The organism is Streptomyces sp. NPDC021100, from assembly GCF_044333095.1.
Taxonomy (GTDB): Bacteria; Actinomycetota; Actinomycetes; order Streptomycetales; family Streptomycetaceae; genus Streptomyces.
In genome coordinates this window covers 417,494-431,152 of record NZ_JBIRQH010000004.1, presented here as the reverse complement: position 1 = coordinate 431,152, position 13,659 = coordinate 417,494, and the positions used below count along the sequence as shown (strand labels likewise).

At 74.8% G+C, this 13,659-nt stretch carries 12 protein-coding genes; 2 read left to right on the top strand and 10 right to left on the bottom strand.

The annotated features are described in order from the left end of the window. Window positions 1-89: 89 nt before the first annotated feature. On the top strand, window positions 90-1,082 hold the full coding sequence (locus ACH4PU_RS11410) for a LysR family transcriptional regulator (protein ID WP_398269507.1): 993 nt from the start codon (window positions 90-92) through the stop codon (window positions 1,080-1,082). Here the strand turns inward: ACH4PU_RS11410 and ACH4PU_RS11405 are convergent. From ACH4PU_RS11405 to fmt, 4 genes are all read right to left on the bottom strand, one after another. Further along, on the bottom strand, window positions 1,016-2,002 hold the full coding sequence (locus ACH4PU_RS11405) for a sugar-binding transcriptional regulator (protein ID WP_152265528.1): 987 nt from the start codon (window positions 2,000-2,002) through the stop codon (window positions 1,016-1,018). The two genes, ACH4PU_RS11410 and ACH4PU_RS11405, sit on opposite strands and share 67 nt — an antisense overlap. A 150-nt stretch (window positions 2,003-2,152) precedes the next feature. After that, a complete protein-coding gene (gene rpe, locus ACH4PU_RS11400; protein WP_398269504.1) occupies window positions 2,153-2,839 on the bottom strand; it encodes a ribulose-phosphate 3-epimerase in 687 nt (228 codons plus the stop codon). Between the two features lie 535 nt (window positions 2,840-3,374). Further along, a complete protein-coding gene (locus tag ACH4PU_RS11395) occupies window positions 3,375-4,817 on the bottom strand; it encodes an RsmB/NOP family class I SAM-dependent RNA methyltransferase (RefSeq protein WP_398269501.1) in 1,443 nt (480 codons plus the stop codon). Window positions 4,818-4,857: 40 nt separating this feature from the next. Then, window positions 4,858-5,802 (bottom strand): methionyl-tRNA formyltransferase, encoded by a 945-nt coding sequence (fmt, locus tag ACH4PU_RS11390; protein WP_398269498.1) that lies wholly within the window; start codon window positions 5,800-5,802, stop codon window positions 4,858-4,860. A gap of 283 nt (window positions 5,803-6,085) precedes the next feature. Between fmt and ACH4PU_RS11385 the strand changes: the two genes are divergently transcribed. Continuing rightward, window positions 6,086-6,604 carry a hypothetical protein gene (locus ACH4PU_RS11385; protein WP_398269495.1) on the top strand — a complete coding sequence of 173 codons (519 nt, stop codon included), beginning with the start codon at window positions 6,086-6,088 and terminating at the stop codon, window positions 6,602-6,604. A gap of 543 nt (window positions 6,605-7,147) precedes the next feature. Here ACH4PU_RS11385 and ACH4PU_RS11380 read toward each other — a convergent pair. From ACH4PU_RS11380 to ACH4PU_RS11355, 6 genes are all read right to left on the bottom strand, one after another. Next, entirely contained in the window at window positions 7,148-9,292 is a 2,145-nt protein-coding gene (locus ACH4PU_RS11380) for a primosomal protein N' (RefSeq protein WP_398269492.1), read from the bottom strand. Window positions 9,293-9,601: 309 nt separating this feature from the next. Beyond that, window positions 9,602-10,810, bottom strand: coding sequence for a methionine adenosyltransferase (gene metK / locus ACH4PU_RS11375; RefSeq protein ID WP_185946194.1), 1,209 nt, complete (start codon window positions 10,808-10,810; stop codon window positions 9,602-9,604). 185 nt (window positions 10,811-10,995) lie between these two features. After that, on the bottom strand, window positions 10,996-12,198 hold the full coding sequence (gene coaBC, locus ACH4PU_RS11370) for a bifunctional phosphopantothenoylcysteine decarboxylase/phosphopantothenate--cysteine ligase CoaBC (RefSeq protein WP_398269489.1): 1,203 nt from the start codon (window positions 12,196-12,198) through the stop codon (window positions 10,996-10,998). Between the two features lie 114 nt (window positions 12,199-12,312). Then, entirely contained in the window at window positions 12,313-12,585 is a 273-nt protein-coding gene (rpoZ, locus tag ACH4PU_RS11365) for a DNA-directed RNA polymerase subunit omega (protein ID WP_004948662.1), read from the bottom strand. An 86-nt stretch (window positions 12,586-12,671) separates the two neighbouring features. Further along, window positions 12,672-13,262 (bottom strand): guanylate kinase, encoded by a 591-nt coding sequence (gene gmk / locus ACH4PU_RS11360; RefSeq protein WP_398269486.1) that lies wholly within the window; start codon window positions 13,260-13,262, stop codon window positions 12,672-12,674. A 38-nt stretch (window positions 13,263-13,300) separates the two neighbouring features. After that, complete coding sequence (locus ACH4PU_RS11355) at window positions 13,301-13,624, bottom strand: integration host factor (RefSeq protein WP_398269483.1); 324 nt, start codon at window positions 13,622-13,624, stop codon at window positions 13,301-13,303. Window positions 13,625-13,659 lie beyond the last annotated feature (35 nt).

The following is a 13,659-nucleotide window of genomic DNA, read 5'->3' as shown; positions in this document are numbered from 1 at the left end:
GTTCCGCCACCCGCCCCTACGCGTTCCGGGCCGCATTCAGAATCCGGCATTCCTCGCATGACTTCAAATGCAATTCCGGCACTCGTAAGATGCACCACGTGCATACACGCCTGGATCTGAACCTGCTCGTGGCCCTGGACGCGCTGCTGGAGGAGTGCTCGGTCACCAGGGCCGCCGAGCGGCTGGGGATCACCGAGCCCGCCATGAGCCGCGCGCTCGGGCGCATCCGGCGGGCCGTCGGCGACCCGGTGCTGGTCCGCGCGGGGCACGCCATGCAGCCGACGCCGCACGCGGTGGCCGTCCGGGCGGAGGTGCACGCGCTGGTGCAGCGGGCCCGCGCGGTGCTGGCCCCGGCCGCGGGACCCGCCCTGGAGACGCTGGAACGGACCTTCACGGTGGTCGCGAACGACGCGGTCGTCACCTCCGTCGGTGACCACCTGGTGTCCCGGCTGGAGGCCCGCGCACCCGGCGTCACCGTCCGCTTCCTCGCCCAACTGGCGGGCGAGGGCTCACGGTTGCGCGAGGGCGTCACCGACCTGGAGATAGGGGTGCTCCGGTCCACCGCCCCGGAGATACGCACCGAGCACCTGGGCCGCGACCGCCACGTGCTCGCCATGCGGGCCGACAACCCGCTCGCGGAGGGCGAACTCACGGTCGAGCGGATCGCCGCCGCGCGGCACCTCCAGACGTCCCGGCACGGCCGGACCGGCCATCCGCTCGACGACGCGCTGGCCGAGACCGGCCACCGGCGGCGGGTCTCCGCGACCGCGCCGACCTACGCGGCGACACTGCTGCTCCTGATGGGCTCGCGGAGCTTCGTCTCCGTCATCCCCTGGCTGCACCACCGGCACACCGTCGAGACGCTCGGCCTGACCGTCCGCGAACTGCCGTTCGCCCTGCCGCCGATCAACCTCTCCCAGGCGTGGCACCCGCGCGACGACGCGGACCCGGCGCACCGCTGGCTGCGCGCCCAGGTCCGCGAGGCGGTCGGGACGGTCCTCGGACCGCGGGACGCTCAGACGTCCGGGTCGGCGCGCTCCAGCGCCGGGCGGGGGCCGGGGGCGGACTCGGTCAGCAGGTAGTCCGCCGCGGCCGTGTCCGTCACCAGGCTGGTGACCAGGCCCGACCGCAGCACCGCGCCGATCGCCGCCGCCTTGCGCGCGCCGCCCGCGATGGCCACGACCTCGGGGATGCGGCGGAGCCGGTCGGCCTCCACGGTGATGCAGCGCTCGCCCAGGTCCCGCCCGATCCGCCGGCCCTCGGCGTCGAAGAGGTGCGCCGACATCTCGGCGGCGGCGCCCAGCGACGCGTAGTGGGTGCGCTCCTCGTCCGACAGCATGTCGTAGACCGTGGAGATGCCCGGCTCCCAGGAGCCGATGGAGACGGCGGCGACGGTCACCTTGTCGAAGTACTCGAAGGCCCGCGCGATGCCCGTCTGCCCGCGCAGCGCGGCGGCGGTGGCCGGGTCCGGGAGCAGCATCGGGGCGTAGATCGGGTGCGCCTCGCCGCCGGAGACCTGGGCCGCCCGGCGGACGGCCTCGACGGAGCCGCGCTCGGCGGTGCCCGCGTCGTAGACGCCGGTGAGCTGGACGACGGTGCAGGGCGGCAGCCGGTGCAGGGCCGCCGCCATGTGGATGGTGGAGCGGCCCCAGGCGAGGCCGAGGACGTCGCCCTCGTTGACCAGCTCGCCGAGCAGTCCGGCGGCCACCTCGCCCAGGTTCTCCGGGTCGGGGGCGTCCTCGGCCGCGTCGGCCGGGGACTCGACGACGACGGCGTGCCGCAGGCCGTAGCGGGCGCGCAGCGCGTCGGACCGCTCCGCGTCCAGCTCGGCGGGCACCCGGATCTCGATGCGCACCAGATCGCGTTCGAGCGCCGTCTCCAGCACCCGGGCCACCTTGAAGCGGCTCACGCCGAACTCCTCGGCGATCTGGATCTTGGACTTGCCCTCCAGATAGAAGCGGCGGGCCATGGCCGCCGCCTGCACGAGTTCGGCGGGCCCCATCGGCGTCACTGAACGGCCCGTCGACACCGCGTTCTCCTCACTGCTGCGTTCACCTTGTGGACTCGACCGTCACATCCTGTCAGAAAACGGCGGTCCCGATCTTCGTCCGGTCCCGGCCGCGGTCCCCGGCGACCTCCGGACCCGGTGGTGTCAGTGCCCGCAGGCCCAGGGCGCGGCCGAGGTGGCGGCCTCCGCGAGCTCACGCAGTGAGCGTACGGCGGCCGCCGGGTCATCGGTACCGTAAACGGCCGAACCTGCGACGAACACGTCGGCGCCCGCCTCGGCGCACCGCTCGATGGTCTCCGCCGAGACCCCGCCGTCCACCTGGAGCCAGAGCTCCAGACCGTGCCGGGAGATCAGCTCCCGGGTGCGACGGATCTTCGGCAGCATGATGTCCAGGAACTTCTGCCCGCCGAAGCCCGGCTCCACGGTCATGATCAGGAGCATGTCGAGCTCGGGGAGCAGGTCCTCGTACGGCTCGATCGGCGTCGCGGGCTTGAGCGCCATCGACGCCCGCGCCCCCTTGGCCCGGATCTCCCGCGCCAGCCGGACGGGGGCGGCGGCGGCCTCCACGTGGAAGGTGACCGACCCGGCACCCGCCTCCACGTACTGCGGGGCCCAGCGGTCCGGGTCCTCGATCATCAGATGGCAGTCCAGCGGCGTGGACGTGGCCCTGCTCAGCGACTCGACGACCGGCACCCCGAGCGTGAGGTTGGGGACGAAATGGTTGTCCATCACGTCGACGTGGAGCCAGTCGGCGCCCTTCACGGCCTGCGCCTCGTCGGCCAGGCGGGCGAAGTCCGCGCTGAGGATGCTGGGGTTGATCTGGACGGTCATGCCCCAAGCCTGCCATGCGGAGGCGGCCGCCCGGACAGGGAGGGTCGCCCTCGCGGAGGGCGGCGGCCGGTTCCCCGGAGCGGAGCCCGTCGGACGCGACGCCGGGCGGGCGACGAGATCCGGAGGCCGGCGCCGAGCCCGGCCCCTTGCCGCTCCGGCCCGCGGTCGACCGGCTGCCCGGGGCGGGCCCCCGGCCGGGCGGCGACCTCCTCGTGGACAGCACGTTCCCGCACCGCTCACGGACCTCCGTCCGCCGGGCGGCGCGGCTGCGGCGACCTCGCCCACGCCGGAGGCACACCGCGGACCGCCGCGCGTGCGGAGACGGGGACGTCCGCTCCCGGGAGTGGTGTCAGGGGGCCGGTCCGACGCCCGCTGCGGCCGGCCGCTGGGCGGAGCACCGCCGTCGGCGGCCGCCGGGGGCGACTCTCGGGAGGCCGCCCGGCAGCCGGCCGTGCCAGGCCCGCCGGGCACCCGGTCGCGGTCGCGACCGCGAGGCTCCGGCCCCGGCGCCGCGCGGGATCCCGGAGCCGGCCGGTCAGCCCGTGCTCCGCAGCAGCGCCAGGTACATCGCGTCCGTGCCGTGCAGGTGCGGCCAGAGCTGGACGTCCGGGCCGTCGCCGAGCGCGGGGACGCCGCCGAGCAGCGGGCGGGCGTCGATCCACTCGGCCTCGACGCCGTCGCGCTTGAGGACGTCCTGGACGACGGCCCGGGTCTCCGCCGGGTGCGGGGAGCACGTGGCGTAGCCGACGACGCCGCCGGTCCGCACGGACCGCAGGGCCTCGTGGAGCAGGTCGCGCTGGAGCGGCCCGAAGCCGGCCACGTCCTCCGGGCGCCGGCGCCAGCGGGCCTCGGGGCGGCGGCGCAGGGCGCCCAGGCCGGTGCAGGGGACGTCGACGAGGACGCGGTCGAAGGTGCCCTCGCGCCACGGCGGGCGGGTGCCGTCGGCGGTGACGACCTGGTACGGGCCGGGGTTGCCGGCCAGGGCGCGGCCGACCAGCCGGGCGCGGTGCGGCTGGCGCTCGGCGGCCAGCAGGGCGGCGCCGCGCTCCGCCGCCAGGGCGGCGAGCAGCGCGGCCTTGCCGCCGGGGCCCGCGCAGCCGTCGAGCCAGCGCCGGTCGGGGCCGTCCAGCGGCGCCGCGGCGAGGGCGAGGGCGACAAGCTGGCTGCCCTCGTCCTGGACGCCGGCCCGGCCCTCGCGCACGGCGTCGATCGCGCCGGGCTCACCGCCCTCGACGAGCCGGACGGCGTGCGGCGACCAGCGGCCCGGCAGGGCGCGGTCCTCGCCGAGCGCCGTCAGCAGCTCGGCGGCGGAGGCCCGGCCGGGCCGGGCGACGAGGGTGACGTCGGGCCGCTCGTTGTCGGCGTCGAGCAGGTCCTCGATGCCGGCGCGGCTGCCGCCGAGCGCGTCCCACAGCGCGGAGACGATCCAGCGCGGGTGCGCGTGGACGACGGCGAGGTGCTCCTCGGGGTCGTCCTCGTAGGGCGGGGCGACCCGCTCCAGCCAGCCGTCCAGGTCGTGCGCGGTGACCTTGCGCAGCACGGCGTTGACGAACTTCGCCCGGCCGTCGCCGCAGACCACACGGGCCAGTTCGACGGTGGCCGACACGGCCGCGTGCGGCGGGATGCGGGTGCCGAGCAGCTGGTGGACGCCGAGGCTGAGCACGTCCAGCACCGGCGGGTCCACCTCGCGCAGCGGCCGGTCGACGCAGGCGGCGATGACCGCGTCGTACGTCCCCTGCCGGCGCAGCGTGCCGTAGACCAGCTCGGTGGCGAGGGCGGCGTCCCGGGCGTCGAAGTCCTCGTGCTTCTCCCGCGCCTTGCGCAGCAGCGGGGGGAGCACCAGGTTCGCGTACGCGTCGCGCTCGTCGACGGCCCGCAGCGCCTCGAAGGCGAGGATCCGGACCGGGTCCTTCTTGGGCCGGCGGTGCGGCTTCGCAGGGCGGCCGTTCTTCCGGCGAGGCGGCTGCTGATCGTTCACGAAAGGTGCTCCGGAGCTGGGGGTGACGAAGGGGTCCAGCCTACGCCGCCGGGCCGTCCCCGAGCTTCTCGCCTGCGGCGATGCGGACGCCGCGGGCCCAGTCGGCGGCCTGCATGGGCTTCTTGCCCTGCGGCCGCACCCACTGGAGCTCGACGGCGTGCGAGCCGGTGCCGACGTGGACGCTCTTCTTCCCGGCGGCGATCTCCCCGGGCGCGAGGCCCGTGCGCTCCGGCGCGAGCGCCAGCGACATGACCTTCAGCCGCTCGCCGCGGAACACCGTCCACGCGCCGGGGGCGGGGGCGCAGCCGCGGACGACGCGGTCGCAGCGCAGGGCGGGGGCGGTCCAGTCGATCCGGGCGTCCTCGACGCTGATCTTGGGGGCCAGGGAAATGCCCTCGGCGGGCTGCGGGACGGCCTCCAGGGTGCCGTCCTCGATCCCGTCCATCGTCGCGGCGAGCAGCCCGCCGCCGGCGAGCGCGAGCCGGGTCAGCAGGTCACCGCTGGTGTCGGTGGGACGGACCTGCTCGGTGAGGACGCCGTAGACGGGACCCGAGTCGAGGCCCTCCTCGATGAGGAAGGTGGAGGCGCCGGTGACCTCGTCGCCGGCCATCACCGCGTGCTGCACGGGGGCGGCGCCGCGCCAGGCGGGGAGCAGCGAGAAGTGCAGGTTCACCCAGCCGTGCCGGGGGATCCCCAGGGCGGCCTTGGGCAGCAGCGCGCCGTAGGCGACGACCGGGCAGCAGTCCGGCGCGATCTCGCGGAGCCGGGCGAGGAAGTCCTCGTCGCGCGGCCGGTTCGGCTTGAGGACCTCGATGCCGGCCTCCTCGGCGCGCTCGGCGACCGGGCTGGCGACCATCCGCCGGCCGCGTCCGGCCGGGGCGTCCGGGCGGGTGACCACGGCGACGACCTCGTGGCGGTCCGAGGCGAGCAAGGCGTCGAGGGCGGGGACCGCGACCTCGGGAGTACCGGCGAAGACGAGCCTCATGGGTGGCGAACTACCTCTCACGCGCCGAGCGGAACGGCGCACAGTCTAGGACGTGCGCGGCTCGGCCGCCCCGTCGGCCTCACGGCTCGGGCGAGGGGCGTGCGACCGACCGCACGCCCCATTCCGGCGGATGTGCGCCCCCATAGCGTGACCCGTCCGGCCTTGGCGCGTTGGGTCAAGAGAGATTGACCGACCCACCGGGCCGCCACCGCGGCCCGCTCCGACTGTCCGTCAACTCTCGTCCGTAAGCACCCCGTTCACCGCCGGTCCGAGAGGCTTGTTGATGCCCGACCACGCAACTCATGACGCCCAGGCACGAGCCAGCCTGCATCTCCTGGTCCGGGACATCGAGCGGGTCCGCCGGCAGGTGGATGCGCTGCGTACCCTGACCGCTCAGCTGGGCAATGTCTACCGTCCACGCCGCACGGGCCCCTCGGCGGGCTTCGTCGTCTACGGCCGGGCCCCCGCCCCGACCGTCCGGCTGGCGCAGGAGCTGCGCGACAGCGTCGAGACGCTGGTGACGGCGGCGGTGGACTTCGACCGCTCGCTCGGCTTCTCGTGGGACGCGGTGGGCTCGGCGCTGGGCGTCACCAAGCAGGCGGTCCACCGCCGCTACGGCGCCCGCCGCGCCAACGGCCAGACCTCCACGGAGCCGGCCCCGGCCCCCGAGCAGGCCGCGACGGTCGGCGCCCCCCCGGTCGTCCCCGTCGTCCCGGCTGCCCGCTCGGTCCCGGGCCAGCCCGCGAGCTCCCACCGCGAGGAACCGCGCCCGCCGGCGTTCCCGGGACCGCGGAACGGGTGAGGGCCCGCAGGGGCGGTGCGGGCGGTTCCGGTTGCACCCCCTGCGGCCCGACGCGGCTGACGGCGTACGAGCCGGCTGGGTGCCGTCCCCGTGGTCGCGGCCGTCACCGGGCCGGCCGCGTCGGGAGGGCGACCGAGCCGGTCCGACCGGCGGCGACGAAACGGCCGCACGACGGCGTCGACGCGAAGCCGGCCCCGAGTCGCACCCGAGCACTCGACCAGGCCGGTCCACCCGCCCGGGCCGACCGGCCACGAGACAACGCCGGCCCATTCCGCGGCCCCCCAACGACGACCGGCAGCAAACGGCATCAGGGCGAACCGGCAGGAAGCGGCCACCCGGACCCGGCCGCCCCCTCCGGCTGCCGGCGAGCCGGTCCGCCACCGGCATCCCGGGCTCCTCGGACCGTACGCGACGGATCGAGCACCGATCGCCCGCGGACGCCCTGGTTTCGGGGCGGTGCCGACCGGCCGGCGCCCTGCGTCCGTCCACGATGCTCCGGCCCGCGCCGGGAGGCCGGTCGGGCATCCGGTCCGGGCCCTCCGCTCAGCCGATGTCCGGCGGGTCCATCCGCAGGCGCACCGGTTCGCCGTCCCTGCGGGCGAGGCGGACCGCCTGGGCGGTTCTCAGAGCGGCGGCCAGGGCGGCACCCCGGCCGGGGCGGACGCGGACCAGGGCCCGTTCCCAGTGCTCCCCCGGCGGCGGGTCGCCAGGGCGGCGCGGGCGGCCGGCGGCCGCCGGGGGCACCGGGACGGGCCCGAGGACGTCGGCCCCCTCCGGCAGCTCCGCCGCCGCCAGGAACTCCGCGACGGCCTCCGGCGGCCCGCTGACCGCGGCCATCCGGGAGACCGGCGGGAAGCCCAGCTCCGCCCGTTCGGCGAGCTCCCGCACCGCGTGACCCGCCGGGTCCCAGCGGACCAGCGCCTGCACCGGACGCAGCGTCGGCTCGGCCACGACGACGACCGTGCCGCCCGCCTCCTGCCCCCGCACCAGCGCGGACGCCGCCAGCCAGCGGCGCAGGGTCTCCTCCCCCGCCCGCAGGTCGGGCAGGCCGAGCAGCGCCCAGCCGTCGAGCAGCAGCGCCGCGGCGTAACCGCCCTCGGCGACCGGCTCGGCGCCCGGTGTGGCGACGACCAGGGCGGGGGCGCCGGGGACGGTGTCCAGGACGTGGTCGCGGCCCGAGGTGCGGACCGGGACGGCGGGGAACGCCCGGCCGAGCTCCTCGGCGGTCCGCCGCGCCCCCACCACCTGGGCGCGCAGCCGGGACCCGGCGCACTCGGGGCAGTGCCAGTTCACCGCCTCCACCCCGCACCAGCCGCAGTGCAGCGCGCCGTCCGCGCCATGCGCCTCCAGGGGGCCGGCGCACCGGCCGCACCGCGCGGGCTCACGGCAGCGCTCACAGGCGAGCCGGGGGACGTAGCCCCGGCGGGGCACCTGGACCAGCACCGGGCCATGCCGCAGCCCCTCCCGGGCCACCTGCCAGGCCAGCGAGGGCAGCCGGGCGGCACGCGCCGCCTCGTCCCGGGCGAGGTCGCCGTCGCCGACCGTGCGGACCAGCGGCGCGGCGGCCCGGACGCGGGCCCGGTCGGCGGCCAGCGGCAGCGCCCACCCGGTACGGACGAGCTGCGCCGCCTCGACGCTGCACCCGAAGGCGCCGAGCAGGAACGCGGCCTTCTCCTGGGCCGCGCGCAGCAGCAGCACCTCGCGGGCGTGCGGCTGCGGCGCGTGCTGCTCGGCGTGGCTGGAGTCGGCGTCGTCCCAGATCGCGACGAAGCCGAGGTCCTGGACGGGCGCGAACATGGCGGCACGGGTGCCGACGACGGCCCGTATCGCGCCGCGGTTGACCGCGAGCCAGCGCCGGTAGCGCTCCTCCGGGCCGGTGTCGGCGGTCAGCAGGACGTGCCGGCCGGGCCCGAGCAGCGCGGTGAGCGCGGCGTCGACCCGGGCCGCGGCCCGCCCGTCGGGGACGACGACCAGCGCTCCGCGCCGCGAGGCGAGCGCGGCCGCGGCGGCCCGGGCCAGCTCGTCGGCCCAGTGCGGCCCGGGCAGGGCCGTCCACACCGCGCGCGGGCTCTCGCCCCGGGCGACGGCCTCCAGATAGCCGGGGCCGGTCGGGTAGCGGGCCCAGCCGCCGGGGTCCGGCGCGGCCGGCGGGGGCAGCAGCGGCCCGGACGGCTCGCCCTCGATCCGGGCGTGCCGGGGCGGCACGGCCAGCTGGAGGACGTCGGCGAGCGAGCCCGCGTACCGGTCGGCGACGGCCCGGCAGAGCGCGAAGAGCCGCGGGCCGAGGACGGGTTCGGGCGAGAGCACCTGGGCGATGGCGGCGAGCGGCCCCCGGTAGTCGGACTCCGGCACCCGCTCCACGATGAAGCCGTCCAGCAGGCCGCCGCCCTCGCGACGCCCGTCCCGCACGTTGCGCGTGCCCGCGCCGAAGCGCACCCGGACGCGGGCGCCGGGGCGGGCGTCGGCGTCCAGCTCGGCGGGCACCGCGTAGTCCCACAGCTTGTCCAGGTGCACCGGCCCCTTGTCGACCAGCACCTTCGCGACCGGCAACTCCTTCGCCAGCGCGGCGCCGCGCCAGGTGCGCGGCTTGGCCCGGGGCTTCTTCGCCTTGCGCACGGTTTCGCGGATCAGCGCGAGCTGCTCCCCCTGTGGGGGGGCTGTTTCGGGGTGCCCGTTCTCGCTGCTCACAGCTTCAGTCTTAGCAGAGGGGTCGGACAGTGGGGGTGGGTGTGCCCCGGTCCCTCCCCTTCGCCGATTCCTGGGGGCTGTACCCCCAGACCCCCGAAACCGCGCTCCGCGCGGTTGTCCTCAAGCGCCGGACGGGCTGAATCTCAGCCCGTCCGGCGCTTGAGGACGCGCACCGCAGGTGCGCTCGGGGGTGCGGGGGCGCGCCTCCGCAAGAAACGGTGAAAGGGCGGGACCGGGGCCCCCAAAAAAAAAAGGGGACGGCCCCGGAGCGATTTTTCGCTCCGGGGCCGTCCCGATGACCGCAAAGGCCTACAGACCCGCGGCCTTCCGCAGCGCGTCCACGCGGTCCGTCCGCTCCCACGTGAAGTCCTCGTGCTCACGACCGAAGTGACCGTACGCGGCCGTCTGCGCGTAGATCGGCCGCAGCAGGTCCAGGTCGCGAATGATCGCGGCCGGCCGCAGGTCGAAGACCTCGGAGATGGCGTGCTCGATCTTCTCGGTGTCGACCGTGGCCGTCCCGAAGGTCTCGACGAACAGCCCGACCGGCTCCGCCTTGCCGATCGCGTAGGCGACCTGCACCTCGCAGCGGGCGGCCAGCCCGGCGGCGACGACGTTCTTCGCGACCCAGCGCATCGCGTACGCGGCCGAGCGGTCGACCTTGGACGGGTCCTTGCCCGAGAAGGCGCCGCCACCGTGGCGGGCCATGCCGCCGTAGGTGTCGATGATGATCTTGCGGCCGGTGAGGCCGGCGTCGCCCATCGGGCCGCCGATCTCGAAGCGGCCGGTGGGGTTCACCAGCAGGCGGTAGCCCTCGGTCTCCAGCTTGATGCCGTCCTCGACGAGCTCCTTGAGGACGTGCTCCACGACGTACTCGCGGATGTCGGGGGCGAGCAGCGAGTCCAGGTCGATGTCGGACGCGTGCTGCGAGGAGACGACGACGGTGTCCAGGCGGACCGCCTTGTTGCCGTCGTACTCGATGGTGACCTGGGTCTTGCCGTCGGGACGCAGGTACGGGATGGTCCCGTTCTTGCGGACCTCCGTCAGGCGGCGCGACAGGCGGTGCGCCAGGTTGATCGGGAGGGGCATGAGCTCGGGCGTCTCGTCGCAGGCGTAGCCGAACATCAGGCCCTGGTCGCCCGCACCCTGCTTGTCGAGCTCGTCCTCATCGCCCTCGACCCGCGCCTCGTAGGCGGCGTCCACACCCTGCGCGATGTCCGGGGACTGCGATCCGATCGAGACCGAGACGCCACAGGAAGCGCCGTCGAAGCCCTTCTTGGACGAGTCGTAGCCGATCTCGAGGATCTTGTTGCGGACCAGCGTGGCGATCGGCGCGTACGCCTTCGTGGTCACCTCTCCGGCGACGTGCACCAGGCCGGTGGTGATCAGGGTCTCGACGGCGACCCGGGAAGTCGGGTCCTCCTTGAGGAGGGCGTCGAGAATGGTGTCGCTGATCTGGTCAGCGATCTTGTCGGGGTGACCCTCGGTCACGGATTCCGAGGTGAACAGGCGGCGGGACACATCGCTCCCTGGGGTTGCAGCGGCTGCTGGCTGATCATTGGTGGCTCCGGACGAGAGCTGCGCTCGTGCACGGACCGGTGTCAGTTTATCCGGCCTTTGCTCCCTGCGGACCTCCTGTCCAGCATCACTAAGGACCCGACTAGTGACACTCGTCACCCTGTTCGCCGCTGGCGCATGCGAGCGGGTTATGCCAGGCGGCCGGTGACGAGATCCCAGACGACGTCCGCCAGGTCCTCCTTGGGTCCGTGCGGGACGGAGGTCTCGCCGCCGTCGGCGGCCAGGACGACGGCCTCGTTCTCCGTCGAGCCGAAGGTCCGGCTCTCCCCCACCTCGTTGACCACCAGGAGGTCGCAGCCCTTGCGGGCGAGCTTGGCGCGGCCGTTGGCCAGGACGTCGTCCGTCTCGGCCGCGAAGCCCACGACGACCTGCCCGGGCCGGGCCCGGTCCGCCGACAGCTCGGCGAGGACGTCCGGGTTGCGGACGAGTTCGACGGGCGCGGGCTCCTCGCCGTCCCGCTTCTTGATCTTGCCGGGGGCGTACTGGGCGGGCCGGAAGTCGGCGACCGCGGCCGCCATCACCACGGCGTCCGCGTCGGCCGCGGCCTTGAGCACCGCCTCCCGCAGCTGCACCGCCGTCCCCACCCGCACCACGTCCGCGCCGGCCGGGTCGGGCAGTTCGCTGTTGGCCGCCACCAGCGTGACCCGGGCGCCGCGCGCCACGGCGGTACGGGCCAGGGCGTAGCCCTGCCGGCCGGAGGAGCGGTTGCCGAGGTAGCGCACCGGGTCCAGGGGCTCCCGGGTGCCGCCGGCGCTGATCACCACGTGCCGGCCGGCCAGGTCCCGGCCGCCGGTGCCGCGGGCCAGCACGCGTCGGCAGATCTCGAAGATCTCGGCCGGCTCGGGGAAACGGCCCTTGCCGGTGTCCACGCCGGTCAGCCTGCCGACGGCGGGCTCGACGACGACGGCGCCCCGGCGGCGGAGGGTGGCCACGTTCTCCTGGGTGGCCTGGTTCTCCCACATCTCGGTGTGCATGGCGGGCACGAAGACCACCGGGCAGCGCGCGGTGAGGAGGGTGTTGGTCAGCAGGTCGTCGGCGAGCCCGTGGGCAGCTTTGGCCAGCATGTCGGCGGTGCAGGGGGCGACCACGACGAGGTCGGCCTCCTGGCCGATCCGCACGTGCGGCACCTCGTGGACGCTTTCCCACACCTCGGTGCCGGCCGGGTGCCCGGACAGCGCGGACCAGGTGGCCTCGCCGACGAAGTGCAGCGCCGAGGCCGTCGGGACGACGCGTACGTCGTGGCCCGACTCGGTGAGCCGGCGCAGCAGCTCACACGCCTTGTAGGCGGCGATCCCGCCGCTGACCCCCAGCACGACCTTGGGCTTGTCCATCGCTCGCCTCTCCCCGGCTCTCGTTGTGCAGGCTTCCATGACACACCAAGGGCCCGGCAGTGGTGCTGCCGGGCCCTCGGTGAACGTATCCCGTCGCTTGCCGCGCGGAGTCGCTTACTGCGCCGGGGCCTCGATGGCCTCGGAGGTGAGCAGACCCGCATTGATCTCGCGGAGCGCGATGGAGAGCGGCTTCTCGTGGACGTGGGTGTCCACCAGCGGACCGACGTACTCCAGCAGGCCCTCGCCGAGCTGGGAGTAGTACGCGTTGATCTGGCGCGCGCGCTTGGCGGCGTAGATCACCAGGCTGTACTTCGAATCGGTCGCTTCGAGCAGCTCATCAATCGGCGGGTTGATGATGCCCTCGGGCGCGGTGATGGAAGAGGACACTCTCTGCCTTCCGAAGGGGGTGAAGAAAGTCGTGATGCGCGAATGGGGCGTACCGGGTGCACGGGACGTACGGGGTGTACCCCTGCTCATCGGAGCAAGGCTAGCAGCTCCCGCGCGACGGCCTCGACGGAGGTGTTGACCAGGGTGGTGTCGAACTCCGACTCCGCCGCCAGCTCGGTACGGGCCGCGGTCAGCCGCCGCTCGATGACCTCGGGCGACTCGGTCCCCCGGCCGGTGAGCCGGCGGACCAGCTCGTCCCAGCTCGGCGGCGCGAGGAAGACCAGTTGGGCGTCCTCCATGGACGCGCGGACCTGCCGGGCGCCCTGCAGGTCGATCTCCAGCAGCACCGGCTCGCCGGCCTCCAGGCGGTCCAGGACCGCCTGGCGCGGCGTGCCGTACCGGTTGCCGGCGAACTCGGCCCACTCCAGCAGCTCTCCGTTGGCGACGAGCTTGTCGAACTCCGTGTCGTCGACGAAGAAGTACTGGACACCCTCCCGCTCGCCGGGGCGCGGCTTGCGGGTGGTGCAGGAGACCGAGAGCCACACCTCGGGGTGGGCCTTGCGCATGTGGGCGACGACCGTGCTCTTGCCGACCCCGGAGGGGCCGGAGAGCACGGTCAGCCGCGGACGTCTGGCCGGGGGGACGGGGGTCGTCCCCCGGGAGACTGCAGTACTCATGCAGCGATTATCCCGGTTTCCGGGAGTGCCCGGTAACGTCAGGCCGCGGTGCTGCCGAACTCCCGCTCAAGAGCCGCGATCTGGTTCGTACCGAGCCCGCGGACACGGCGGCTCTCGGAGATCCCGAGCCGCTCCATGATCTGCTTGGCGCGGACCTTGCCCACGCCGGGCAGGCTCTCCAGGAGGGCGCTGACCTTCATCTTGCCGATGACGTCATCCTCCTGGCCCTGCTTGATCACTTCGTGCAGCGAGGCGCCGGAGTGCTTGAGCCGATTCTTGACCTCGGCGCGGGCCCGGCGAGCCGCGGCGGCCTTTTCGAGCGCGGCTGCGCGCTGTTCAGGGGTAAGGGGCGGAAGAGCCACGCCTACGTCACCTCGGATGTCGAACTGTCGGATAA